The organism is Pseudomonas sp. SLFW, from assembly GCF_009905615.1.
Lineage (GTDB): Bacteria > Pseudomonadota > Gammaproteobacteria > Pseudomonadales > Pseudomonadaceae > Aquipseudomonas > Aquipseudomonas bambusae.
Window position 1 is genome coordinate 207,865 of record NZ_JAAAKW010000006.1, and the last position, 21,378, is coordinate 229,242.

General features: G+C 61.4%; 18 protein-coding genes. 2 read left to right on the top strand and 16 right to left on the bottom strand.

The features are described 5' to 3' along the window. Positions 1 to 92: 92 nt before the first annotated feature. Positions 93 to 1,013 (top strand): LysR substrate-binding domain-containing protein, encoded by a 921-nt coding sequence (locus GVN17_RS13300; RefSeq protein WP_166595730.1) that lies wholly within the window; start codon positions 93 to 95, stop codon positions 1,011 to 1,013. Between the two features lie 182 nt (positions 1,014 to 1,195). Here GVN17_RS13300 and madM read toward each other — a convergent pair whose 3' ends face one another. The 16 genes from madM to pilG form a co-directional block, all read right to left on the bottom strand. Then, a complete protein-coding gene (gene madM, locus GVN17_RS13305; protein ID WP_166595731.1) occupies positions 1,196 to 1,960 on the bottom strand; it encodes a malonate transporter subunit MadM in 765 nt (254 codons plus the stop codon). A gap of 1 nt (position 1,961) precedes the next feature. Further along, complete coding sequence (gene madL, locus GVN17_RS13310) at positions 1,962 to 2,396, bottom strand: malonate transporter subunit MadL (protein ID WP_166595732.1); 435 nt, start codon at positions 2,394 to 2,396, stop codon at positions 1,962 to 1,964. 63 nt (positions 2,397 to 2,459) lie between these two features. Further along, a complete protein-coding gene (gene mdcH, locus GVN17_RS13315) occupies positions 2,460 to 3,395 on the bottom strand; it encodes a malonate decarboxylase subunit epsilon (protein ID WP_166595733.1) in 936 nt (311 codons plus the stop codon). Further along, positions 3,392 to 4,030: a malonate decarboxylase holo-ACP synthase gene (locus tag GVN17_RS13320; protein ID WP_166595734.1), complete on the bottom strand. Its 639-nt coding sequence runs from the start codon at positions 4,028 to 4,030 to the stop codon at positions 3,392 to 3,394. Before GVN17_RS13320 ends, mdcH begins: the two co-directional genes overlap by 4 nt. Further along, positions 4,024 to 4,824 carry a biotin-independent malonate decarboxylase subunit gamma gene (gene mdcE, locus GVN17_RS13325; protein WP_166595735.1) on the bottom strand — a complete coding sequence of 267 codons (801 nt, stop codon included), beginning with the start codon at positions 4,822 to 4,824 and terminating at the stop codon, positions 4,024 to 4,026. The genes GVN17_RS13320 and mdcE overlap by 7 nt, the downstream gene beginning before the upstream one ends. Continuing rightward, positions 4,821 to 5,672, bottom strand: coding sequence for a biotin-independent malonate decarboxylase subunit beta (locus GVN17_RS13330; RefSeq protein WP_166595736.1), 852 nt, complete (start codon positions 5,670 to 5,672; stop codon positions 4,821 to 4,823). The genes mdcE and GVN17_RS13330 overlap by 4 nt, the downstream gene beginning before the upstream one ends. Continuing rightward, complete coding sequence (locus tag GVN17_RS13335; RefSeq protein WP_166595737.1) at positions 5,665 to 5,964, bottom strand: malonate decarboxylase subunit delta; 300 nt, start codon at positions 5,962 to 5,964, stop codon at positions 5,665 to 5,667. Before GVN17_RS13335 ends, GVN17_RS13330 begins: the two co-directional genes overlap by 8 nt. 1 nt (position 5,965) lies before the next feature. Next, positions 5,966 to 6,853: a triphosphoribosyl-dephospho-CoA synthase gene (locus tag GVN17_RS13340; protein WP_166595738.1), complete on the bottom strand. Its 888-nt coding sequence runs from the start codon at positions 6,851 to 6,853 to the stop codon at positions 5,966 to 5,968. After that, a complete protein-coding gene (gene mdcA, locus GVN17_RS13345) occupies positions 6,853 to 8,526 on the bottom strand; it encodes a malonate decarboxylase subunit alpha (RefSeq protein ID WP_166595739.1) in 1,674 nt (557 codons plus the stop codon). Before mdcA ends, GVN17_RS13340 begins: the two co-directional genes overlap by 1 nt. 106 nt (positions 8,527 to 8,632) lie before the next feature. Further along, positions 8,633 to 9,823 carry a Fic family protein gene (locus GVN17_RS13350; protein WP_166595740.1) on the bottom strand — a complete coding sequence of 397 codons (1,191 nt, stop codon included), beginning with the start codon at positions 9,821 to 9,823 and terminating at the stop codon, positions 8,633 to 8,635. A gap of 167 nt (positions 9,824 to 9,990) precedes the next feature. After that, on the bottom strand, positions 9,991 to 10,461 hold the full coding sequence (locus tag GVN17_RS13355; RefSeq protein WP_166595741.1) for a chemotaxis protein CheW: 471 nt from the start codon (positions 10,459 to 10,461) through the stop codon (positions 9,991 to 9,993). Next, positions 10,454 to 16,435 (bottom strand): Hpt domain-containing protein, encoded by a 5,982-nt coding sequence (locus tag GVN17_RS13360; protein WP_166595742.1) that lies wholly within the window; start codon positions 16,433 to 16,435, stop codon positions 10,454 to 10,456. The genes GVN17_RS13355 and GVN17_RS13360 overlap by 8 nt, the downstream gene beginning before the upstream one ends. 36 nt (positions 16,436 to 16,471) lie before the next feature. After that, complete coding sequence (locus GVN17_RS13365; protein WP_166595743.1) at positions 16,472 to 18,514, bottom strand: methyl-accepting chemotaxis protein; 2,043 nt, start codon at positions 18,512 to 18,514, stop codon at positions 16,472 to 16,474. Positions 18,515 to 18,558: 44 nt separating this feature from the next. Then, a complete protein-coding gene (locus GVN17_RS13370; protein ID WP_166595744.1) occupies positions 18,559 to 19,098 on the bottom strand; it encodes a chemotaxis protein CheW in 540 nt (179 codons plus the stop codon). 16 nt (positions 19,099 to 19,114) lie between these two features. Continuing rightward, a complete protein-coding gene (gene pilH, locus GVN17_RS13375; RefSeq protein ID WP_093468272.1) occupies positions 19,115 to 19,480 on the bottom strand; it encodes a twitching motility response regulator PilH in 366 nt (121 codons plus the stop codon). Positions 19,481 to 19,525: 45 nt separating this feature from the next. Then, positions 19,526 to 19,936, bottom strand: coding sequence for a twitching motility response regulator PilG (pilG, locus tag GVN17_RS13380; RefSeq protein ID WP_074752373.1), 411 nt, complete (start codon positions 19,934 to 19,936; stop codon positions 19,526 to 19,528). A gap of 264 nt (positions 19,937 to 20,200) precedes the next feature. On the opposite strand from pilG, the gene gshB reads away from it, so the two are divergent. After that, the gene (gene gshB / locus GVN17_RS13385; RefSeq protein ID WP_166595745.1) at positions 20,201 to 21,154 is read left to right on the top strand and encodes a glutathione synthase; all 954 of its coding nucleotides are present in this window, start codon (positions 20,201 to 20,203) and stop codon (positions 21,152 to 21,154) included. Positions 21,155 to 21,378 lie beyond the last annotated feature (224 nt).

The window sequence follows — 21,378 nt, forward strand, 5'->3', positions numbered from 1 at the left end:
TGTCAGTGTTAATGAGATTTTATGCAGCCAGTCGGGTGTCAGTTGGGCACAATCAGCGGCTCGAACAACAAGAAAGGTCTGGAAGCGCCACGATGCAGATCGACGAAGAACTGACCCTCAAGAAGCTGGAGATTTTTCTGGCGTTCATGCGCACCGGCAATCTGGCCCGCGCCGCCGCGGAATTGCAGACCAGCACCGTCAGCGTTCACCGGGCGATTCACTCGCTGGAAAACGCCTTGCGCTGCCCGCTGTTCAAACACGAGGGGCGCAACCTGACGCCGCTGGAAAGCGCCTACGTGCTGGAAGAAAGGGCGCAGAAGCTGGTGCAGGACGTGTTGAGCACGGTTGAGCAGACGCGCGCGGCGGCAGGGTTTTCAGCGGCGCGGTTCAAGCTGGGCGCGCTGTATTCGTTAACGGTGAAGACTGTGCCGCAGCTGATCATGGGCCTGAAGCTCCGCCGCAGCGAGCTGAATATCGACCTGATTCTGGGATCGAACATCGACCTGTTCTACAAGTTAAAGAACATGGAAGTGGACGCGATTCTGGTGTCGCTGAACGAAAGCGTCAGCGACCCGGATTGCGAGCAATTGCCGCTGTTTTCCGACGACATTTTCCTCGCCACCCCTGCTGATTCGCCGTTTGCGCAACAGGCGGAAGTGGACCTCGCTGACCTGCGGGAAATGACCTTCATCACCCTGACGCAAGGCTTCGCCACTCACCGCGACGGCACGCGAGTGTTCGAACAGGCGGGTTTTGAGCCGAAGGTGGCGATGCAGGTGAACGACATCTTCACGCTGCTGAGCATGGTCAGTTCAGGAGTCGGGTACGCGTTGCTGCCGGGGCGAATTGCAGCCGTCTATGAAAACCGCGTGCGCCTGATACCGCTGCAAGCGCGTTACCGCATGCAGCAGCACATTGGCTTGGTGTTCCTCAAAGCCCGTGAGCGCGACCCGAATCTGCTGGCGTTGCTGGCGGAATGCCGGATGTATTCGAATCGGTTGGAGCAGGGTTAGCCTCCTCCTACGCCATGCGCGGTCCAACCTGTGGGAGCGAATTTATTCGCGATGGTCTTTCAGGCGATACGTCTCTATCGCCCGGACGATTTTTCGTCGGATTGCCGCCCAGAATGAATTCGCTCCCACAGAAGACCCAGCACAACTGAACATCCCAGGTATGCCGCAAATCCTTGGGGCTGCTAACCCAAAATCCCGCGCACGATGAAATACAGCAACGAAGGCCCGAGCAAGCAGCCCAGCCCGGTATGGAACGTCGCCGTCAGCGCGCCGTACGGCACCAACCGACGATCCGTCGCTGCCAGCCCTGCGGTCACGCCGCTCACTGTCCCGGCCAACCCACCAAACACCATGGCCGAGCGCGGGTTATCCAGGCCCATCCAGCGCGCCGCCATCGGGGTGCCGACCATCACCAGAATCGCCTTGATCAACCCTGTGGCAATCGACAACGCCATTACGTCCGAGCTTGCGCCCAATGCCGCACCGGTCACCGGCCCGACGATGTACGTCACAGCGCCAGCGCCAATGGTGGTGATGCTCACTGCATCGCGATAACCGAACGCATAAGCCACGCAGCAACCGACGATGAATGGCAAAACGGTGCCGAGGAACAACGAAAACGCGCCAATCAAACCGGCCTTTTTCGCCTCGGTCGCCTGCACTTCAAACGCCGTGGCGACGATAGCGAAATCGCGCAGCATCGCGCCGCCCATCAGGCCGATCCCGGAAAACAGCGCCAAATCCGCCAGGCCCTTTTGCCCGCCGGTCATCACCCCGCCGACCCACGCCAGCACCAGGCCGATCACGATGGCAATGGCCGAGCCGTGAATACGCCCGAAGGTCAGGCGCTTGGACAGCACCACGGAAATCCACATCACCACGCCGACCACCGCGAAAGCCGTGACGAGGCCCTGACTGATCAGGTCTTTCTGAATGAGATCCCACATATCAACGGCCTCCCGCTGGCGTTACGGTCGGCACGATTACCGGCGCCGGAATAACAGGGTCGTCTTCTTTGGGCAAGGGCTCGCCCTTGTTGATGCGGCTGATGAGCGCAATCGTGCAGCCACAGACAACCACCGAACCAATCGCAGCGATCACTGCAATCGGGCCGCCTTTCAAGGCCGTGACAACGTTTTGCTGGGCAGCCATGGCCACGACCACCGGAATGTACATTGCGCCCCAGAAGCCGACGCCCATTTCGCAGCCTTCGCTCATGCCACCGCGTTTTTGCATGTAGAGACGGGCGCAGATCAGCAGGATCATCGCGATCCCGACACCGCCCACGTTGGATTTGACGCCCAGCAGCACGCCGAGCAAATCACCGAGAATCACCCCCGCGAGGGTGCAGATAGCCAGTAACGCAACGCCATAAATCACCATTGTTCTTATCCTCACTGTGCATCGTCGAAGTTGTTGTTTTTGTGTTCTTCGAAAGCAGCCGGTCTATGGGTGGCGAAGGTCCTCCTCTCGCGACAGGGCGCTCAATGTGTCCAGCCGGGCGCCCTGAAAAGCGACAACCGACCCTTGTTCAAACGTTTTTCGCGCCAGCCCCGTCAGCACGGTCCCGGGCGGCATTTCAATGTGCAGGCGCACGCCACGCTCATAGGCGGTTTGCACGGTGCTGCGCCAGTCGATGACCCGACACATGTTGAAGGCCAGGTCGTCGCGTAATTTGTCGGCAGTAAACAGCGGGCGGGCGGTGCTGCCGCTGAGGTATTTTAGGGTCGGCGCTTGAATCGAGACCTGCGCGAACGCCTCGGCCAATGTCTGTGCGGGTTCGCTCAGCAGCTCGCAGTGAGACGGCACGCTGACCGCCAACCGTTTCGCCGCCGCGGCGCCCTGCTCTTTCGCCAGGGCCGCAACGCTGGCCATCGCTTGATCACTGCCCGCGATGACGAACTGGGTGTCGGCGTTGATGTTGGCCAGGTACACCGGCGTGCTTTCGCCGTGTATTTGCTGCACCAAGGACTCGACCGCGCCCTGATCCAGGCCGATCAGCGCGGTCATGCCGTAGCCCTGTGGATACGCGTTTTGCATCAGTTCGCCACGCAGCGCCACCAAGCGCACGGCATCGGCAAAGCTCAGCGCCCCGGCAATCACCGCCGCAGGATACGCACCAATCGAAAGGCCGGCGACGTAATCGGGTTTGATGTCTTGAGCCATCAACAACCGCGAGCAAGCGACCCCTGCAATCAACAGACACAACTGAACAGCGCGGGTCGACTGCAGCGCTTGGGCGGAGTCCAGATCGAGCACGTCCTCATTCAACGCATCGCTGGCTTCGCGCAGGCAGTCATCGATCAACGGATCGCTCGGCAGTGCGTGCAACATGCCCGCCTGCTGCGCCCCCTGACCGGGAAATGCCCACAAGCTGCTCATGCTGCGCGCTCCTGAGGCTGCCATGGGTTGCTGACCAATCGCGCGCCATCGTCGGCCTTGAGCAACACCTGACGCGCCGACCCGGCCCACTCACGCAAGGCAACGGCACCGAATGGGGTTTGCAGTTGCAGGTCGATTCGACATATCGCGCTGTCCAGCGCGGTCACCCATTCAGCGGCCTGTTCGCGACTGAAGCGTTGATCCGTACGCAGAATCAGGTCGAGGTCGCTGTCGATATGCAGCACGTTGATGCCCGTGGCCAGCTCAAAACCCGCACTGCCTGCGACACCCCATGGCAACGCCACGGCGTCGAGGAAAGGCCGAATCTGTTTCAGCGCACGCAAGGCGGGCCAGTCGGATTCGACCTTTTCCACAACCTCCACCAACTGCTCAGGCTTAACCTGCCGCGTGATATCGGACAGCTTCATCACCGTGGCAAAACGCTGATCCCGAGAACCCCCGCGCACGCCCACTGCCACCCCACCATCGGCGACTTTTGCCCGGCGCACCACGACGGGATGCCCGAGGCTGATCACCTCGCCCGCCCACGCCGGAGCGTCAGCAGGCAGAGCGGCCAAGGGCAGCCCCCACAACAAGTCATGGGGCTGCACAGGCAGATGAGCGTTCATTACCACTGCGCCCGCAGCAGTTCACGCACTTTCGAGGACGCTGCACGGTTCGGCGCACCCAGTCGCGAACTCAGGTCGTTACCGCTGCCTCGAACGTCTTTCACTGCGGCGATCAGGCATTCCTGCACGGCGGTGATATCGCCAGCGGAAGGCTGTTCAATCTGGCTCACCGACAGAGTTTCCCAGAGCAGGCCAAGTCCGGCGTAACTGTCGATGTCATAGGCCATCGGCGGAATGCTCGCGGCGAGTTTTTCCAGTTCTTCGACGCTGCGCAATGTCACCCGCGCCGCCGATGCCTTGCCCATCGCGTGCACCATCACGCCGGGATCGCGCAGGGCAATCAGGCGATTAGCCTGGTAGCCGTGAGCGAGGAACGCGCCGGACATCGCCTTGCCCACCAGCAGGCCAATCACCGGATGCCCGGCCAGACGAGCGCGAGCGTAAGCATCAACGGCTCCGGCCAGCGCCTGATGAATGCCCAAGGCTTCTTCGCGACGACCATACGCCTGACTCGGCACATCGATGACCGCGATCAGAACGCGTTTCTGTGGATTTTGGCGGTCTAGCTCGATGGCGGCATCCACAGCCTTCGCCAAACCCCAACCTTCGAGCAGTCCGACTTCACCGTTTTGCGCACGAGGAAAACGGTTGTCCGCATCCGCGACAACGGCCAGGAACCGCGCAGGCTGATCGCCCAGTTGACCGTCAGCGGCCTTCACCGACGTAGGCAGGCCGACGACCTCGGCAGCGCCCGCACTCAGCGCGTTGAACCAGTTCAAACCACGGCTCGATGCACTCATGGCTGTTCTCCTTGATACAGGCTGCGCACAGCGGCTGGGTCGATCTGCGACGTGGTGTCCAGCGCCGACAGGCGTTGCAGGAACACGCCGTATTGGCTGCTGCGCTCATGTTCGGGTGTGCCTTTTTGCAGCAACGTTTCCACCTGCTGCGAAATGGCCGCGATATCGTCAGGGACGTAGGCGTCTACCAGGCCGCTGGAGAAGCGCTGCTCGCCACCGGTGAGGCTCCAGATGAAAGGCCGGTCGCGGGAGTCGTACTCTTCGATGCCCGCTTCCTGCTCGATCACCTGCGGGCCGTTCAATCCGAGGCGAGCTTCCTGAGTCACCACCAGATAACTGCACAGCCCCGCTGCGATGGACATGCCGCCGAAGCAACCGACGCTGCCCGCCACCACACCGATCACCGGCTGATAACGACGCAGATCGACAATGGCTGCGTGAATCTCGGCAATCGCGGCCAAACCCAGATTGGCCTCCTGCAAGCGCACGCCGCCGGTTTCCAGCAGCAACACCGCTGCGGTGGGGATGCCTTTACGATTGTCTTCTGCCGCCAATTCCAGCGCGCCGGCCATTTTTGCGCCGCCGACCTCGCCCATGCTGCCGCCTTGGAAGGCGCCTTCGATGGCGCAGATCACCACCGGCTGGCCACCTATCGAACCCTTGGCGACGATCACGCCGTCATCGGCTTGAGGCACCACGCCCTGCTTCGCCAGCCAGGGCGACGTGACGCGGGCGAACGGGTCAATCAATTCACGAAAGCTGCCTTCGTCGAGCAAGGCGCGGGCGCGCTGCCGAGCGCCGAGTTCGACGAAGCTGTGCTGTTTCAACAAACGAGTGCTGTCAGTCATGACCGATCTCCTCGAAGCCTTGCTCCAGACGCAGACGCACCACGCCAGGGGTCGCGCCGAAATCGTGGATGTCGATGCTCAGCGCAGGCGGGGTCTGGCCGTCGAACATGCGCTCGAACAGGTGCTGCCAGCGCGCCGAGCTGCCGTTGACCGAGGTCAGCACCTGAATCGTCAATTTGCCGGGCACACCGGGTTCCAGCAGCACTTCCAGATCGCCAGACCCGACGCAGCCCACCAGCGCACGGCCAAGTGGCGGCTGACCGGCGGGGAATTCAAAAGACAAGGTTTCCATTTCAGACATTCCTCGTTTCATTGCCGAGCGCAGGCTCCAAGCAATCGATGAACAGGCAGGCAGCGAGCAAATCGGCCGCGCCGCCAGGGGATGCATTCAGGCTTAACAGCTGCTGATCCAGCTCATGCAGGGAGCGACGTCCGCTGAGGGTCGCGCTGCCACCCGCGTCCAGCACCTTTTGCGCGCCGTGCTGCATGGCCTGCAAACCCTGCTCGCCCGCGCGATACAGCACGCACGTGTCGGACAGCGTGGTCATGATCGCCAGCAGGGCGTCGAGCCGTGCGTTCTGCTCGCCATTACCTGTCGAGCGGCTGCGTTTGAGTTGTGGCAAGCCAGTTTGCGTGACTGCCGGAAAGCCCATCTGCGCCTGTTCGCGTGCGCCCATCGCGCCGAATTTGCGCGCGACCTGAGCGCCGTGGCTGTTGCTGACGGGCTGATTACGGTCTTCGATCAAGGCCAGACACCCAGCGCGCAGTCCCAACCCCGCAGGCGACAAATCAGACGCATCAAGTGCAGCGGCCGTGACCAGCAGACCAAGCGCCCAGATCGCGCCACGGTGGGTGTTCACGCCCCCAGTGGTACGCATCATCGCGACTTCGCCTTCACGTCCGATGCGGCCAATCGCTTCACGCAAAGGCTGGCCAATCTCGCCGATCTCAATGGCCGCTTCCGCCATTTCCTTAAAAGCAGGCCATAGCGACAAGGCCGACGCGTGCATCAGGCCCAAGTGCAGGTCCGTGTGCGCGCCGCTGCTGCGACGGTCGACCAGCGCCGGTTTGGGCGACAGATCGGCTTCGTCGATCAGCGCGTCCACCGCCAGATCTGCCAGACGCTCGGCCAGAGGCAGCGAACGCGGTGCGTCGTTGAATGCAACGTTGAGTGCACGCATCACCAGCTCCTGAATTTCGCAGGCGGGTTGTACAAACCACCGGACCACTCCACCAGCTCGGCGATGCTTTTGGCGGCCAGCAATTCGCGGCTGGCGTCGGTGCGCCGAATCCCTAGGTCTTCGGGCAACGCGATCAAGCCTTCGCGGCGCATGCGGGCGGTGTCTTTGGGGTTGTGGCGCAGGCCAATCGGGGTGACGCCCGCGACCGCTGCGATCATTGCCTGACGCTCTTCGAGGCTGCGTGCCTTGTAGAGATAGGCGATGCCCTCTTCGGTCAGCAAGTGGGTCACGTCGTCGCCGTAGACCATGATCGGGGCCAGCGGCATGCCGCTTTTCTTGGCGACGTCGATGGCGTCCAGCGTTTCGACGAAGGTCGGTTTACCGCCTTCCTGGAAGGTCTCGACCATCTGCACCACGAGCTTTTTGCCGCGTTCGAGGTAGGCGTCGGTCTCCGGATTTTGCTGACGCATGTCGAGCCATGCCGGCGTGCTGTGACGACGCCCGCGTGGGTCGTGACCCATGTTGGGCGCCCCTCCGAAACCCGCAAGCCGACCCCGCGTGACCGTCGAGGAATGCCCATCACCGTCCACTTGCAGCGTGGCACCGATGAACAGGTCCACGGCGTACTGGCCTGCCAGCTGGCACATCATCCGGTTGGAACGCATCGAGCCGTCGCGACCGGTGAAGAACACGTCCGGGCGGGCCGCGATGTAATTCTCCATGCCCAGTTCGGTGCCGAAGCAATGCACACTTTCGACCCAGCCGCTTTCGATGGCCGGGATCAGGGTCGGATGGGGATTGAGGGTCCAGTTGCGGCAGATTTTGCCTTTCAGACCCAGCGACTCGCCGTAGGTCGGCAGGATCAGCTCAATGGCAGCCGTGTTGAAACCGATGCCGTGGTTCAGCGACTGAACGTTGTGTTTCTCGTAGATGCCGCGAATCGCCATCATCGCCATCAGCACGTGAACAGGCTTGATATGGCGCGGATCACGGGTGAACAGCGGTTCGATGTAGAAAGGCTTGTCGGCCACCACCACGAAGTCGACCCAAGAGGCGGGAATGTCCACGCGCGGCAGGTCGCTGACGTCGTCCACCAGTTGATTCACCTGCACGATGACGATGCCGTCGCTGAACGCGGCAGGCTCGATCAGGGCCGGGGTGTCTTCGGTGCTGGCGCCGGTGTAGATGTTGCCTGCGCGGTCAGCCATGAACCCGGCAGACAGCACGACGTTGGGAATCAGGTCTACCAGCAGGCGGGAATACAGCTCGATGTACGTGTGAATCGCGCCGATTTCCAGCAGGCCGTCTTCCAGCAACTGGCTGATGCGCAGACTTTGCGTACCGGCAAAAGAGAAATCGAGCTTGCGGGCGATGCCACGTTCGAAGAGGTCCAGGTGCTCGGCTCGGCCGACGCTGGGCATGATCATGTGCAGGTCATGGAGCTTGCCGGGATCGGCTTTCACCAAAGAACGTGAAAGGAAATCCGCCTGTTTCTGGTTGTTGCCTTCAAGCACCACGCGATCACCGGGCGCAATCAACGCCTCCAGTGCCGCGACGATCTTGTCGGTGGGCAGAACCACGCCATCGGCGAGGGAACGCACTTGTTCGAGCCGCCGCTGCTTTTCGCTGCGACGACGCGACCAGCGCGGGTCAAGTTTTGTTGTAGTCGTCATGCTGACTCCACGAGTTCGCTGTCGTGGGTCACATTAGGGCGAGTAGGTTGGGGGCATCAATCAAGCAGAGACGTGGATCGTTACGGTTGGAGTAATGATGGGTGCGTCACCCGTTGATTTGATAACGGGTATTTCGGCCGCCACCTGGAAGTTTCATCAGGCAGCCTTTTTCCAACAGGTCTGAAAGATGGCGAGTTGCGGTGGCCTTGCTGACCTTCGCGACGGCCTGATATTGGGCCGCGCTGATCCCCTCGACGAATCCCCCACCGGCTTTTTCGGACAACACGTCACCGTTCAGCAAACGGTTGAGGACTTTGGTTTGCTCAGGAGAAAGGCCAGCATCCCGGTGCTTTTGCCAGAAACGCGCCTTCGCCAGCACGCGGTCGATACGTTGCATCGCCTGTTCGAGCGCGCTGAGTAAAGTCTCCAGAAACCAGGTCAGCCAATGTGTGATATTCAGACCGCTGCGCTGGCTCGACTCCAGAACGTGGTAGTAACTCTGCCTCGTACTCAGGATGCTTGCGGACATGGCATAAAACCGAATGGCCTGATGATCGGCTTGCGCCAGCGCCAGATCGGTAATCGCGCGGGTCAGGCGGCCATTGCCGTCATCGAAGGGGTGGAGCGTTACGAACCAGAAATGCGCGACTCCTGCACGCAGCATGGGGTCCAGCGCATCGTTCGTGCGGCTGGCGTTGAACCAGTCGAAGAAATCATTCAACTGCCCTTCCAGCCCCTCTCGCCCCGGCGCCTCGAAATGAACGATGGGCCGGTCAATCCGCCCGGACACCACCTGCATCGGCTCACTTCCCCGTAACGTTCCTACGCTTACACCTTTGGCCAGCAGTGAATCGACTTCGGGAAAGAGCAAACGATGCCAGTGCATCAGTCGGGGGAACGTCAGAGGTGCGTCGTGATGCTGGGTGGCGTCCAGCATCAATTCCGCAAGGCCTTCACTGCGCGGCGTGACTCGCTCATCGCTGGCGAGCCCGAGGCGCTTGGCCAGAGAAGAGCGCACAGAGCCTACATTCAGTTGCTCACCTTCAATGGCCGATGAGGTGAGGATGTTTTGCAGCATGGCATCGAGCTCAGTCTGCGCATTGGCAGATATATCCGAGACGCAAAGCATGCCCAGTAGCCTTCCCTGGGCCTGATTACAAGCCCGCAACAGAGGCGCTAACAGCCCGTCGTCCCAATTGAAATTGGGCCATCGGGCGTGTTGCCAGATCCATTCGGGAGAGCGATTCACAGAAATCCTCACAGTGCGTGAGCCGAATATTGGGGAAATATGGCTCATATATTGAGCCGAATATGCGTTTTATTCGGCTCATAGTCCAGCGTGAGGATAAGTAGAACGCACCGCTCCCTGTAGCCGTCGGGCTTGACGGCGGCGTCACGGAAATCGTCGCAGCCGGCAAGCCGGACTGCTACAGAGGTCTTGCCCACTACCTGCCAGTAGGCTCCCTACACCAACCCCGCATCCACCAACCACTGCTCCAATCCCACCAGATCCGGCACTTTCGCGACCGTCTCGCCCACCTGCACCGCCGCCAGTTCCAGCTCGGCAAGCGGCACATCGACGTAACTCAATTGGCTGTCCAGTTTGCAGGACCGAGGAATCCCTTGGGTCAGCAGGGCGATGAATTTCAGGTCAGGCCTTGCGCCCAATGCGTTGAGGACGACGATGCGCGCTCGGCCGCCGACGCGGGCGCGGTTGCCGCAGGCGGCTTCGAAGCAGAGCAGCGGGAGACTGCGGTGGCGCCAATTGATGGGGCCCAGGTACCACGGAGGCGCGGCAGGGTCGGCGACGCTGTCCTGATAGTCGATCAATTCGGCGACAGCCACGTTGGGCAGCAGCAGGTGCCGGTCGCTCAAGGGGATGAGCAGGCCGGTGAGGCTGGTCAGGCGTGCGGTTTGGGTCGTGGTGTCAGACATGCACGTGGCTCCAGTGGGCGATGCTCTCCAGCAGCGCCGCTTCCTGATACGGCTTGCTCATGTAGTCGTTGACCCCCAGCGCCATGGCCCGATCCCGGTGTTTCTGCCCGGAGCGGGAGGTGATCATGATGATCGGCAGGTGCTTCAACGCTTCGTCTTCGCGCACTTTGCTGGCGACTTCGAAGCCGTCCATGCGCGGCATTTCGATGTCGAGCAGCATCAGGTCTGGCGTGTGTTCCTGAAGCAACGCCATGGCGTCCACCCCGTCCTTGGCGGTCAACACGTTCATGCCGTTGCGCTCCAGCAAACGGCCCGTGACCTTGCGCACGGTGACCGAATCGTCGACCACCATCACCAGCAACGGACGTGTCTGTTCGGGTTCGACATAACGGGACGGCGCCTGCCCCGACACCTGCAGCGCCAGCATCTGTGCGTGCAAGCGGCGGATGTGGGCGAACAGGTCGAGGATCAGCACCACGCGCCCGTCGCCGAGAATGGTCGCGCCGGAAATCCCCTGCACGCCCGCGAACTGCGGGCCGAGGTTTTTCACGACAATTTCCCGCGACCCCATTAAAGCGTCCACCTGCACGGCCACCCACTGGTCATGCACGTGCACCAGGAGCACCGGCAGCGGTTGGGTCTGGCCCGAGAATTTCGGTGGTTGGCCATTGTTAAGCAGCTCACCCAGATAGCGCAGCTCATACGTGCGCTCGCCATACTGATAACGCGGGGGCGCTGACTGGTAATACGTTTCCAGCTCACCGGGCATCACGCGCACGATGCCTTCGACACTGTTCAGCGGTACCGCGTATTGCTCGTCGCCGCACTGCACCATCAACGCCCGATTCACCGACACCGAGAAGGGCAGTCGAATGCGAAACCGTGCGCCCTGCCCCGACCTCGAGTCAATGACCATAGAGCCGCCCAGCTCTTTCACTTCAGCATGCACCACGTCCATCCCGACGCCACGCCCGGAGATCTGCGTGATGGTCTCAGCGGTCGAAAAACCGGCCTGAAGAATGAACTGCAAGGTGTCGTGTTCGCTCAGCTCGGCATCCGGGGCAATCAAGCCGCGCTTGATCGCCTTGCGCCGCACGGCTTCGAAATCGACACCGGCGCCGTCGTCGCTCAATTCGATGACGATATCGCCGCCTTCGTGGGCGAGGCTCAGGGTGATGTGGCCGGTTTCAGACTTGCCCGCAGCGAGGCGTTTTTCGGTGCTTTCCAGGCCGTGGTCAATGGCGTTGCGCAGCATGTGTTCCAGCGGCGCGACCATGCGTTCCAGCACGTTGCGGTCCATTTCGCCTTCGGCGTTGACCACGTCGAACTTGACCTTTTTATGCAGCTCGCCCGAGACCTGCCGCACGATGCGGCGAAGGCGCGGCACCATGCGCTCGAAAGGCACCATGCGTGTGCGCATCAGGTTTTCTTGCAGCTCGGTGTTCACCCGCGCCTGTTGCGACAGCAGCGTTTCGGCCTCATGAGTGCGGGTGTCCAGGGTTTCCTTGAGATCCATCAGGTCGGACGCGGACTCGAACAACGCCCGGGATAACTGCTGCAATTGCGAATGTCGGTCCATTTCCAGCGGATCGAATTCCTCGTAGCCCTCACGCGCGGCCTGATGATCGCGGCTGAGAATTCGGCCCTGGGTCTCGATGTCCAATCGACGCAATTGGTCGCGCATCCGCTCGATGGTGGTTTCCATCTCGGCAAGCGTGATCTGGGCGTCGCTGACCTGCTGTTCAATGCGCCCTCGGAAGATCGACGTTTCACCCGCCAGATTCACCAAATCCTCCAACTGCTCGGCAGGCACCTTGACCATTTCCGGGCCGCTGCGCTCGGCTTCGGCGTCCGGCGCGGCGGGGGCTGGCTCTGCAACTGACGGTGCTATAACGGGCGAAATCTCCGCCGGTTTGGCGACGACTTCCTGAGCGCTGCCCGAAGCGGAATAGTGCGCAATGCTCTCGATCAGCAGCGCCGGGTTGGGCAACGGCTCGTAACCGCGCACGGCATCGACCATGTCAGCGAGCATGTCGTGTCCGCTTTGCAGCAGGCCGTTGAGCAGCGCGCTGTTCTTGAGCGCACCGGAGGCGAGGCCTTCGTACAGCGACTCCATTTCATGGGCGAGGTCGCCAATCGGGGCGATTTCCACCATGCGAGCGCCACCCTTGAGGGTGTGCAGGTCACGCAGCAGGTTTTCTACTTCGAGCGTGTTTTGCGGATCGGCCTGCCAACGCACCAGCGCGGCGCTGGAACTCTCAATGATGTCGTCGGCTTCTTCGAGGAAGATTTCCAGCAACTCGGGATCGCGCTCGTCCAGCGGCTGGATCATCGAGCCGACATTTCTTGGCTCGGCGTCGGGTGCCAGCACCGGCCCTGTGGATTGTCGAAACGACCGGATTGATTCGATCAAGGCTTGGGGAGAGGCCAGTTCGCTGCGGTTTTGCAGCTGTTCGAGCATCAAGGCCAGATGATCGTGGCTGCGGATCAGCAAATCCGCCAGCGCCGGGGTGTGACTGCAACGTCGGTCGATCAGGCTTTCATAAAGCGATTCAAGCTCGTGCCCCAAATCGCCGACTGGACCGATTTCGGCCATCCGTGCGCCGCCCTTTAGGGTGTGCAAATCCCGTTGCAACGGAGACAGTGGCATCGGGTTTTCGGGGTCGTCCAGCCAGCGCTGAAGTGCATGGCCTGCGCTGTCGAGGATGTCGACGGCTTCCTCAAGGAAGATGTCGACGATTTCCTGATCGATGTCGTCTCGCTCGGACTTGGCTTCAATCGGCTCAGCCTCCAGATGACCGGTGGCCTCGCTCAGTTCCGTCACGCGGGTCGCCAGCCCGCCTTCGCTCGTGATCACGCCCATGGCAGACGGGTCGAGACCTTCTTCCAGCAACTCGCGCAGTGCCCGAACCCGCTCAGGGCATGGCTGGACCTGCTGACCCGCCGCGACCTGATCGAGCATGTTGATCAGTGCTTCATGGGCGTTTTCGGCTTCATGAAAGAAGCGGTCGCTGACCGCCAGACTGCTCTCTTCAACCGCGCCATACAGGTCGAGCAGGGCTTCGCACAATTCATCGACCTGCGGCAGATCCGCCATGTGCGCGCCGTGACCGAGCATGGTCAGTTCATCGAGCAGCGCGTTGAGCTCCTGACGCTCACCCGGATGCTGCCGCCAGCGTTTGAGCAGGTTTTCGGCGTCCAGCAGGATGTCCATGCCTTCGGCCAGGAAGCTGGCGATCAGTTGCGGATTACGGCGAATACGCAGGCCGTTGTTGTCGGCGCTCAAGGCAGCGGCCATTCGGTCGTCGAGCAGTTCGTGAGCGGCGGCGATCAAGGCGCCAGCGCCTTCGATGGGCATCAGCGGATCGACATCCAGCTGCGCCAACCCTTGATGAAACAGCGGTTCGGCTGAGCGCAGCAGCTCGATTTCAGGCGAGCCGACGGCGATCAGGTTGGTCTTGAACTCGCGCACCAACTGATCCAGCGGGCTGGCCAGTTCGGCCATCGGCAACACGCCCGCCATGTAGGCGCTGCCCTTGAGGGTGTGCAACGCGCGGAGCAGTTCGTCGCTGAACGACGGAGATTCTTCGCCCTGAGCGGCGTTGAGGTAGCGATTCAGCACGTCCAGATGGGTCTGGGCTTCCTGACGGAAAATCTCCAGCAATTGCGGGTCGAAACCCTCGTCTTCCGGTTCTGCAACCAGGACAGGTGCCGTCACCTCAGGCGCTTCGCTTTCGCCTTGGGCCAGCGCGTGGGCACGGGCGGCGAGCAGGTCCACGTCGTCGCGCTGACGCTGCACGTCTTCGGCGAAGTCCCGGATGACATCCGGCAGCAGCATCAGCACATCGCGCAACAGCTGCTGGACTTGAGGCGCGGGTTCAACGCTGTGCTCCAACACGCGGTTGAGCAGGTTCTCCACCGACCACGCCAGCTCGCCAATGATGAGCGCCCGGACCATGCGCCCGCTGCCTTTGAGCGTGTGAAACGCGCGACGCATCTCGCTCAATGCCGTGACGTTTTCGGCATCGTGCAGCCAGCGCGGCAGGTATTCGTGCAGCGCTTCAAGGACTTCATCGGTTTCTTCGAGGAACACGTCGCGCAGTTCGTCGTCCACCGGCGGCTCGTCCTTGGGCGGCGGCAACAGGCTGGCAGGGACATGGCGCGCAGGCGGGTTGACGGCGGACACCGGGCTGGCCAGGACTTGGGCGATGCTCTGGCCATCATTAGACACAGCTGGCTCGTGCAGCTCGTCCTGACGCACGATCTCTTCGAGGACCGGTACGTCGGCCTCGGCGACCGGCGAATAACCGAGTTTGGCCAGGCTCTCCTGAGCCAGGTCCAGCACATGCTCGCCCGGCGCTTCCGGGTCTTCGGCCATGCGCTCCAGGTAATACTCGATGCCGATGATGACGTCGGCCAAGTGGTCCAGCTGCGACCAGGCCGGACGCTGACCGTCTTTCAACAGGTGCTCGACGATGTAGTCATTGCACGCTGCCAGCAACCCCGATGCGCGGGCCAGTGGAATCATCGCCAGCGCGCCGCGCACCTGCGTCAGCTGCGCAGACAGTGGAGACAACCGCTCGCGATCCCGTTCGCCATCCACGTAATCGTCGATGGCGTCCTTGGCCTGCTGCAGCACGGCGCGGGCCTCCTTGATCACCAACTGATGAATCTGGCTCAGATCGGTGGTGGGCAAGCGGCTTTCTTCGGGGCTGCTCTGATCGACGGTCCCGGCCATGCCTGCCAGCGTTGCTTCGACGTAGAGCAACGCGCCCGCGACGTCCATGAGGGTCGGGTCATTGGGTTCCCGTTGGCCCTGGGCCATGCCTTGCACCACGGCAAGCTGATCGATGATGACCTTGCGCGGCTGGCCGAAACCCAGCACCGCCAGCGTGTCGGCGATCTGCCGAAGCGGCGGCAGCAAGGCGTTGAGTTCGCTCACGTGCTGCCGGTCGCCACGGACGAAAACGTCCAGTCGCTCCTTGGTGCCGACAAGCTCATCGCACAAGGCGATGATCACCGAGCGCATGGCGTCCCGGTCGGGGCCGGCCAGCCGGGTGCGCTCTTCATCCACCAGCGCGCTTTCAGGCAGGGCTTCGGCCAGGCCGTATTGATCCTTCAAATCCATCATCCTTTGCGCCTGACTGTCCGATTTGGCGATGTAAAACAGCAGACTTTTCAGCAGCTCATCCGGAGCGGGCTGATTGATGCCTGCGATGCCCTGCTCCAGCAGCCGCTTGAGTTCCTTGTCGGCATCCTTGAACAGGCTGCGCAGGGCCGGGCTGTTGGTGAAATGTCCGCCCGCCATGGTCTCGACCAGCGCGGACGCGATGCGCCACAGCGGTTCTAGCGGCGCATCCCGACACAGCACTTCGAGGCGGGCGAAGACCTTGCTCATGTAGCCGAGCTGGGTCTGCATGTCTTGTTCGCGCAGCAGGCCGACCAGTGCGGTTTGCAGGCTCTGGCGCCACTTGCGCAATTTGACGGGAAGTTCGGGAAAGTCGCGCTCAGCCAGCGCCTGTTCGTCGAGCGCCGGAGTCGACAGCAGTTGCGGCGAAAAGAGGCTGGTTTCCGAGAGCAGGCTTTCACCTCGTGCGCTGCGCAGATCGTTGAGCAGTGGCAGCACCACCAGCGGCAAGTCGCGTCGGGCGGAATACACGCGGTCCAGGTACACAGGCAATTGGCTCATCGCCAGGTTCAACAGCTGGACGGCTTCGGCTTCTTGCCCCACATGCCCCTTTTGCAGCGCCACCGCGAGCTGCTCGATCTCTTCGGCGAACAGCGCGGCGCCATAGAACTCGATCATTTGCAGGCTGCCGTGGACCTGATGGATGAAGCCCAGGCAGACGTCCATGGCCGCAGGGTCATGAGGACGCGCGACGAAAATGTCGAGTGCCTGCCGGGCGTGCTTCAGGGTGTCGGCGATCTCGCCCTTGACCCACTCCAGGGCCACGTAGTCGTGACGGTCAGCCATGGTGGCTCCAGTTGCCCAAGTCCTGTGACCTGACGATCAATGTGAGTCCCGCGAGGGCGGCAGTGTAAAACCGGACACCGAACGGCGCATCTCGCTGGCCATCTTCGCCAGATTGCCCATGCTCTGCGCAGTGGCTGCGGTGCCCGACGTGGTCTGCGTGGTGGTCTGCTGGATCACGGTCATGGTCGCCGAAATCTGCTGGCCCAGCGCGGCCTGCTGCTGCGCGGCGTTGGTGATGCTTTCGACGAGCGCCGCCAGCACTTTGGAGACCCCTTCGATTTCCTCCAGCGCCACACCGGCATCCTGCGCCAAACGTGCGCCCCGCACCACCTCAGTCGTCGTCTGCTCCATGGAGATGACGGCCTCGTTGGTGTCGTTCTGAATCGCCCGAACCAGTGTTTCAATCTGCTTGGTCGCCGACGATGAACGCTCGGCCAGACGCTGAACCTCGTCCGCCACCACCGCAAAGCCTCGACCGGCATCTCCCGCCATGGACGCCTGAATCGCGGCATTGAGCGCAAGAATGTTGGTCTGGTCGGCAATGTCGTCGATCAGGCTGACAATGTCGCCAATTTCTTGAGAGGACTCCCCCAAGCGTTTGATGCGCTTGGACGTGTCCTGAATCTGTTCGCGAATGTTGTCCATGCCGTTGATGGTGTTGTGCACCACCTCGTTGCCCTTGTTGGCAATTTCCACAGAGCGCTCGGCCACGGCCACCGATTCGCCTGCGTTGGCCGAGACCTGATCGATGGACATCGCCATGTCGTTGATCGCGTTGGACGCTGCCGCAATCTGCAACGCCTGATGCTCGGACGCCGCGGCGAGTTGGGTCGCGGTGGTCTGAGTGTCCTTGACCGCGCCGAAGACCTGCTCGGCGGTGAGGTTGATGGTCGCCACCAGCTCGCGCAATTGGTCGATGGAGTAATTGATCGAGTCAGCGATGGCACCGGTGAAGTCCTCGGTGACCGATGCCGCCACCGTCAGGTCGCCGTCGGCCAAATCTTCGATTTCATCCAGCAAGCGCATGATTGCGGTCTGGTTGCGCTCGCTTTTCTCGGCGGTCTCGCGCAACTGGCGGTTGGTTTCCCGCACCATCACCAGGCCGATCAAGATGATCGACCCCAACGCCAACAGCCCCAACAGATAGCCCACGTAGATGTTGGCTTTCCGCCCGCCAGCCATGTGTTCGAAGCTGTTCGCCAGCACCGACGCTTCGTCGAGCAGCGTTTGGGACAGGGTAAAAATGTTGCCAGCCGACTCGCGCACATCGAGCAGTTCCGGCGACGTTTCCAGAATTTCGTCAACCGATCCCGACACGAACTGGAACAGCTCGGCGATTTCGGCCAGTCGTGCGCGGGCGTCGCGGTCTTCGACCTGGGTGATTTTCAGCGTTGCGTTGCCCTCCAGCATGCCGTTGAGAACGCGACCAAACTGGCTGGCATCCCGGCCAAACGCGTCAGCGGCCTGAACCGCGGTTTCGTCGCCCGAGAGCACGGTGTTCACGGCGCCGAGAATCCGCTCGGCCAGCAGTGACTGACGCTGAGCGAGCGCGACCTGGCTGGCTGGGGCGCGTGTTTGCAGCAGAATATCAACGACCTTTTCTGACTCGATCTGCAATTGCGGGATGGTCTCGGCCAACGTCGCAGCCACCTGATGCAGGGACAGCACCGTTTGCTCACGGGAGAGAATGACATCGGTGCTTTTTCGCAGATTTTCCCAGTCGTTCTGTACCGCTTTCAGCTCATCGCTGACTTCGATCGGCGCCGCAGGAAGCCCTGTGTTTTTGTCGCCTTTTTTCAGATATTCCCAGCGCGTGTCGAAATCGTTGCGCGCGTCGGCCAGCAGTTTGAAGGCCGCAGCCTTGCCCGCCGCCGCTTCGGTGGCGTTCTTGGCGATGCGCTGGGACAGCACGCGCAGCTCGCCCGCGTGGCCGATGTACTGTTTGTCGTAGTTGGATTGCGTGCTCAGGTACGCAAAGTTGACGAACAGCAACATGATGAAAATGATCAGGCAGACGAACAGCACGACGATTTGCGAGCGGCTGAATGCGCCTTCCAGTGACTTGCCGGTATTACTCATTGCTCAGGGCTCCGCCTGACGTTCGGTTGTGTGGCCAAACCGGATTAAAGGGCGACATTCAAGAAGCCCGGCGATTGCACCAACGCTCTGGGGCTGAACACCCGCCAGGCCTGCTCGCGCAGGAAACGGCCTTGGAGGTAGGGCGCAATGTCGGGGTCGCTGTCGTCAGGGGATTCCGGCATCAGGCTGCGCTCATTGAAGTGCTGCATGCCCAACACCTCGTCCACCAGCAGACCGGCGAACACGTCCTGATGATCGATCACCAGCACCCGGCGCTGCTTGCGCAAGGGCGACAGTTCATGGCCGAAGAAAGCGTGCAAATCCATGATCGGCAACAACCGCCCGCGCAGGTTGGCGATGCCCCGAACCCAGGGCTTTACGCCCGGCAGCGCGGCATAACGAGGCTCATGCAGGATTTCGTCGACTTCGCCCATCGGCGCGACGTACAAATGCTCGCCCATGCGAAAACCGATGCCGCTCCAGCCTTGCTGCCGGGTTTCCTGCAACGGAAGTCCGGCCGCCAACGAGCGGCACCGCTGGTCGATGTCGAGCAGCAGTTGAAAGGCAGTTTGTGACTGAGCCATGGACGCTGGCCGGCCTTCAGCCCGCCAACACCGCGTTCAGGGTTTTCATGAGGGTTTCTTCGTCCACCGGCTTGGTCAGGTAATCCCGCGCACCCTGGCGCTTGCCCCAAACCTTGTCGGTTTCCTGATCCTTAGTGGTGATCATGATCACCGGGATCATGTTGGTGTCGGCATCTTTAGTCAGTTGGCGGGTGGCCTGGAAGCCGTTCAGGCCGGGCATGACGATGTCCATCAGCACCGCGTCGGGTTTTTCCTGACGCGCCAGGGCGACGCCATCGGCACCGTTTTCAGCCTTGAGCACCTGATGACCGTGCTTTTCCAGCATCCCGGTCAGCTTGTACATTTCGGTCGGCGAGTCGTCGACGATCAGAATTCGAGCCATGGTGCATCCCCATAGAAACAGCCGCCCCTCACGGAAGGCACGGCATCAAGATAGTTGTTGTTCTACTGCCACGAACCCTGGCACATGAGCCTTGATCGCGCTGAGCAGCTCTTCCTTGCTAAACGGCTTGGTCAAAAACTGATCGGACCCGACGATACGCCCCTTGGCCTTATCGAACAGCCCGTCCTTGGAGGACAACATGATCACCGGCGTAGACTTGAATGCCCGGTTGTTCTTGATCAACGCACAGGTCTGATACCCGTCCAGCCGGGGCATCATGATGTCGACAAAAATGATTCTTGGATGATTATCGGCGATCTTGGCCAAGGCATCGAAGCCATCGACAGCGGTGATCACCTCACAACCGACGTTCTTCAACAGCGTCTCGGCGGTCCGACGAATCGTGCGCGAGTCGTCGATGATCATGACTTTCAGTGGGGCTGAATGCTGTTCCATATCTGCTCTACCATCGCCAAGGCGATTCAGATGGGTTTGCCTTCTGCCTGGCTTCTGGTGCTGTTTGAATCGCTGAACCCCCATCTAGAGGGGTATATGACAACTGACCTGACGTCAGATGCCGAGCCTTTTTAGCACACTCTAAAGGCGCAATCCATAAAGCAAATGCGCCACGCTTGCCCCTTGACCGCGAGCCAGCGCAGCGCCACCCTGACGCGTATTTTCAGGCCCACACAGGCCATTACCGGACAGAGGATATACCCCATGAGCGTTCGCGTTGGCATTGTCATGGACCCTATCGAGCGCATCTCCTATAAAAAGGACAGCTCGCTGGCCATGCTCCTGGCGGCGCAGGCGCGCGGCTGGTCGCTGTTCTACATGGAACAGCAGGATTTGTATCAGGTAGCCGGTCAGGCCCGCGCCCGCATGAAACCGCTGAAAGTCTTCGCGAACCCGGAGCACTGGTTCGAATTCGAAGCCGAAATCGACAACGGCCTCGACGATCTCGACGTGATCCTGATGCGCAAGGACCCGCCGTTCGACATGGACTTCATCTACACCACCTACCTGCTGGAACAGGCCGAACGTGCGGGCACGCTGATCGTGAACAAGCCGCAAAGCCTGCGCGACTGCAACGAGAAGCTGTTCGCGACGCAATTCCCGCACTGCACGCCACCCACGCTGGTGAGCCGTCGCGCCGACATTCTGAAGGCCTTCGCCGCCGAACATGGCGACGTGATCTACAAGCCGCTGGACGGCATGGGCGGCACCTCGATCTTCCGCCACCGCGCCGAAGACCCGAACCTGTCGGTGATTCTCGAAACCCTGACCGTCAACGGCGCGCACCAGATCATGGCCCAGGCTTACCTGCCAGCGATCAAGGACGGCGACAAGCGCATTCTGATGGTCGATGGCGAGCCGGTGCCATACTGCCTGGCGCGTATTCCTGCAGCGGGCGAAACCCGTGGCAACCTGGCCGCCGGTGGCCGTGGCGAAGCCCGCCCGCTGAGCGACCGCGACCGCTGGATCGCCGCCGAAATCGGCCCGACCTTGCGTGAAAAAGGCCTGTTGTTCGTAGGTCTGGACGTGATCGGCGACCACCTGACCGAAATCAACGTCACCAGCCCGACCTGCATCCGCGAAATTGACAATGCGTACGGCACCGATATTGGTGGGCTGCTGATGGATGCGATCGAGAAGAAGCTGAAGGCCAAGTAACCCTCTCCACTGTAGGAGTGAGCTTGCTCGCGATAGCGGTGTGTCAGTCAATGAATGTGTTGCCGGCCCAACGACATCGCGAGCAAGCTCACTCCTACACGTGCTATGCGTCGATTGCTCTGCCCACTAATCGGCCCGCCGTCATCAAACCCCAAGACGTCCCTGACATTGCGTTATCATGCGCGGCCTGAATTTCGCCTTAGGTTGGTTTTCGCAATGCTGGT

What these genes read in the sequence shown, in the direction of transcription:
- GVN17_RS13300 (WP_166595730.1), top strand. Translation starts at nt 93, where the DNA reads ATGCAGATCGACGAAGAACTGACCCTCAAGAAGCTGGAGATTTTTCTG.
- madM (WP_166595731.1), bottom strand. Translation starts at nt 1,960, where the DNA reads ATGTGGGATCTCATTCAGAAAGACCTGATCAGTCAGGGCCTCGTCACG.
- madL (WP_166595732.1), bottom strand. Translation starts at nt 2,396, where the DNA reads ATGGTGATTTATGGCGTTGCGTTACTGGCTATCTGCACCCTCGCGGGG.
- mdcH (WP_166595733.1), bottom strand. Translation starts at nt 3,395, where the DNA reads ATGAGCAGCTTGTGGGCATTTCCCGGTCAGGGGGCGCAGCAGGCGGGC.
- mdcE (WP_166595735.1), bottom strand. Translation starts at nt 4,824, where the DNA reads ATGAGTGCATCGAGCCGTGGTTTGAACTGGTTCAACGCGCTGAGTGCG.
- GVN17_RS13330 (WP_166595736.1), bottom strand. Translation starts at nt 5,672, where the DNA reads ATGACTGACAGCACTCGTTTGTTGAAACAGCACAGCTTCGTCGAACTC.
- GVN17_RS13335 (WP_166595737.1), bottom strand. Translation starts at nt 5,964, where the DNA reads ATGGAAACCTTGTCTTTTGAATTCCCCGCCGGTCAGCCGCCACTTGGC.
- GVN17_RS13340 (WP_166595738.1), bottom strand. Translation starts at nt 6,853, where the DNA reads ATGCGTGCACTCAACGTTGCATTCAACGACGCACCGCGTTCGCTGCCT.
- mdcA (WP_166595739.1), bottom strand. Translation starts at nt 8,526, where the DNA reads ATGACGACTACAACAAAACTTGACCCGCGCTGGTCGCGTCGTCGCAGC.
- GVN17_RS13350 (WP_166595740.1), bottom strand. Translation starts at nt 9,823, where the DNA reads ATGAGCCATATTTCCCCAATATTCGGCTCACGCACTGTGAGGATTTCT.
- GVN17_RS13355 (WP_166595741.1), bottom strand. Translation starts at nt 10,461, where the DNA reads ATGTCTGACACCACGACCCAAACCGCACGCCTGACCAGCCTCACCGGC.
- GVN17_RS13360 (WP_166595742.1), bottom strand. Translation starts at nt 16,435, where the DNA reads ATGGCTGACCGTCACGACTACGTGGCCCTGGAGTGGGTCAAGGGCGAG.
- GVN17_RS13365 (WP_166595743.1), bottom strand. Translation starts at nt 18,514, where the DNA reads ATGAGTAATACCGGCAAGTCACTGGAAGGCGCATTCAGCCGCTCGCAA.
- GVN17_RS13370 (WP_166595744.1), bottom strand. Translation starts at nt 19,098, where the DNA reads ATGGCTCAGTCACAAACTGCCTTTCAACTGCTGCTCGACATCGACCAG.
- pilH (WP_093468272.1), bottom strand. Translation starts at nt 19,480, where the DNA reads ATGGCTCGAATTCTGATCGTCGACGACTCGCCGACCGAAATGTACAAG.
- pilG (WP_074752373.1), bottom strand. Translation starts at nt 19,936, where the DNA reads ATGGAACAGCATTCAGCCCCACTGAAAGTCATGATCATCGACGACTCG.
- gshB (WP_166595745.1), top strand. Translation starts at nt 20,201, where the DNA reads ATGAGCGTTCGCGTTGGCATTGTCATGGACCCTATCGAGCGCATCTCC.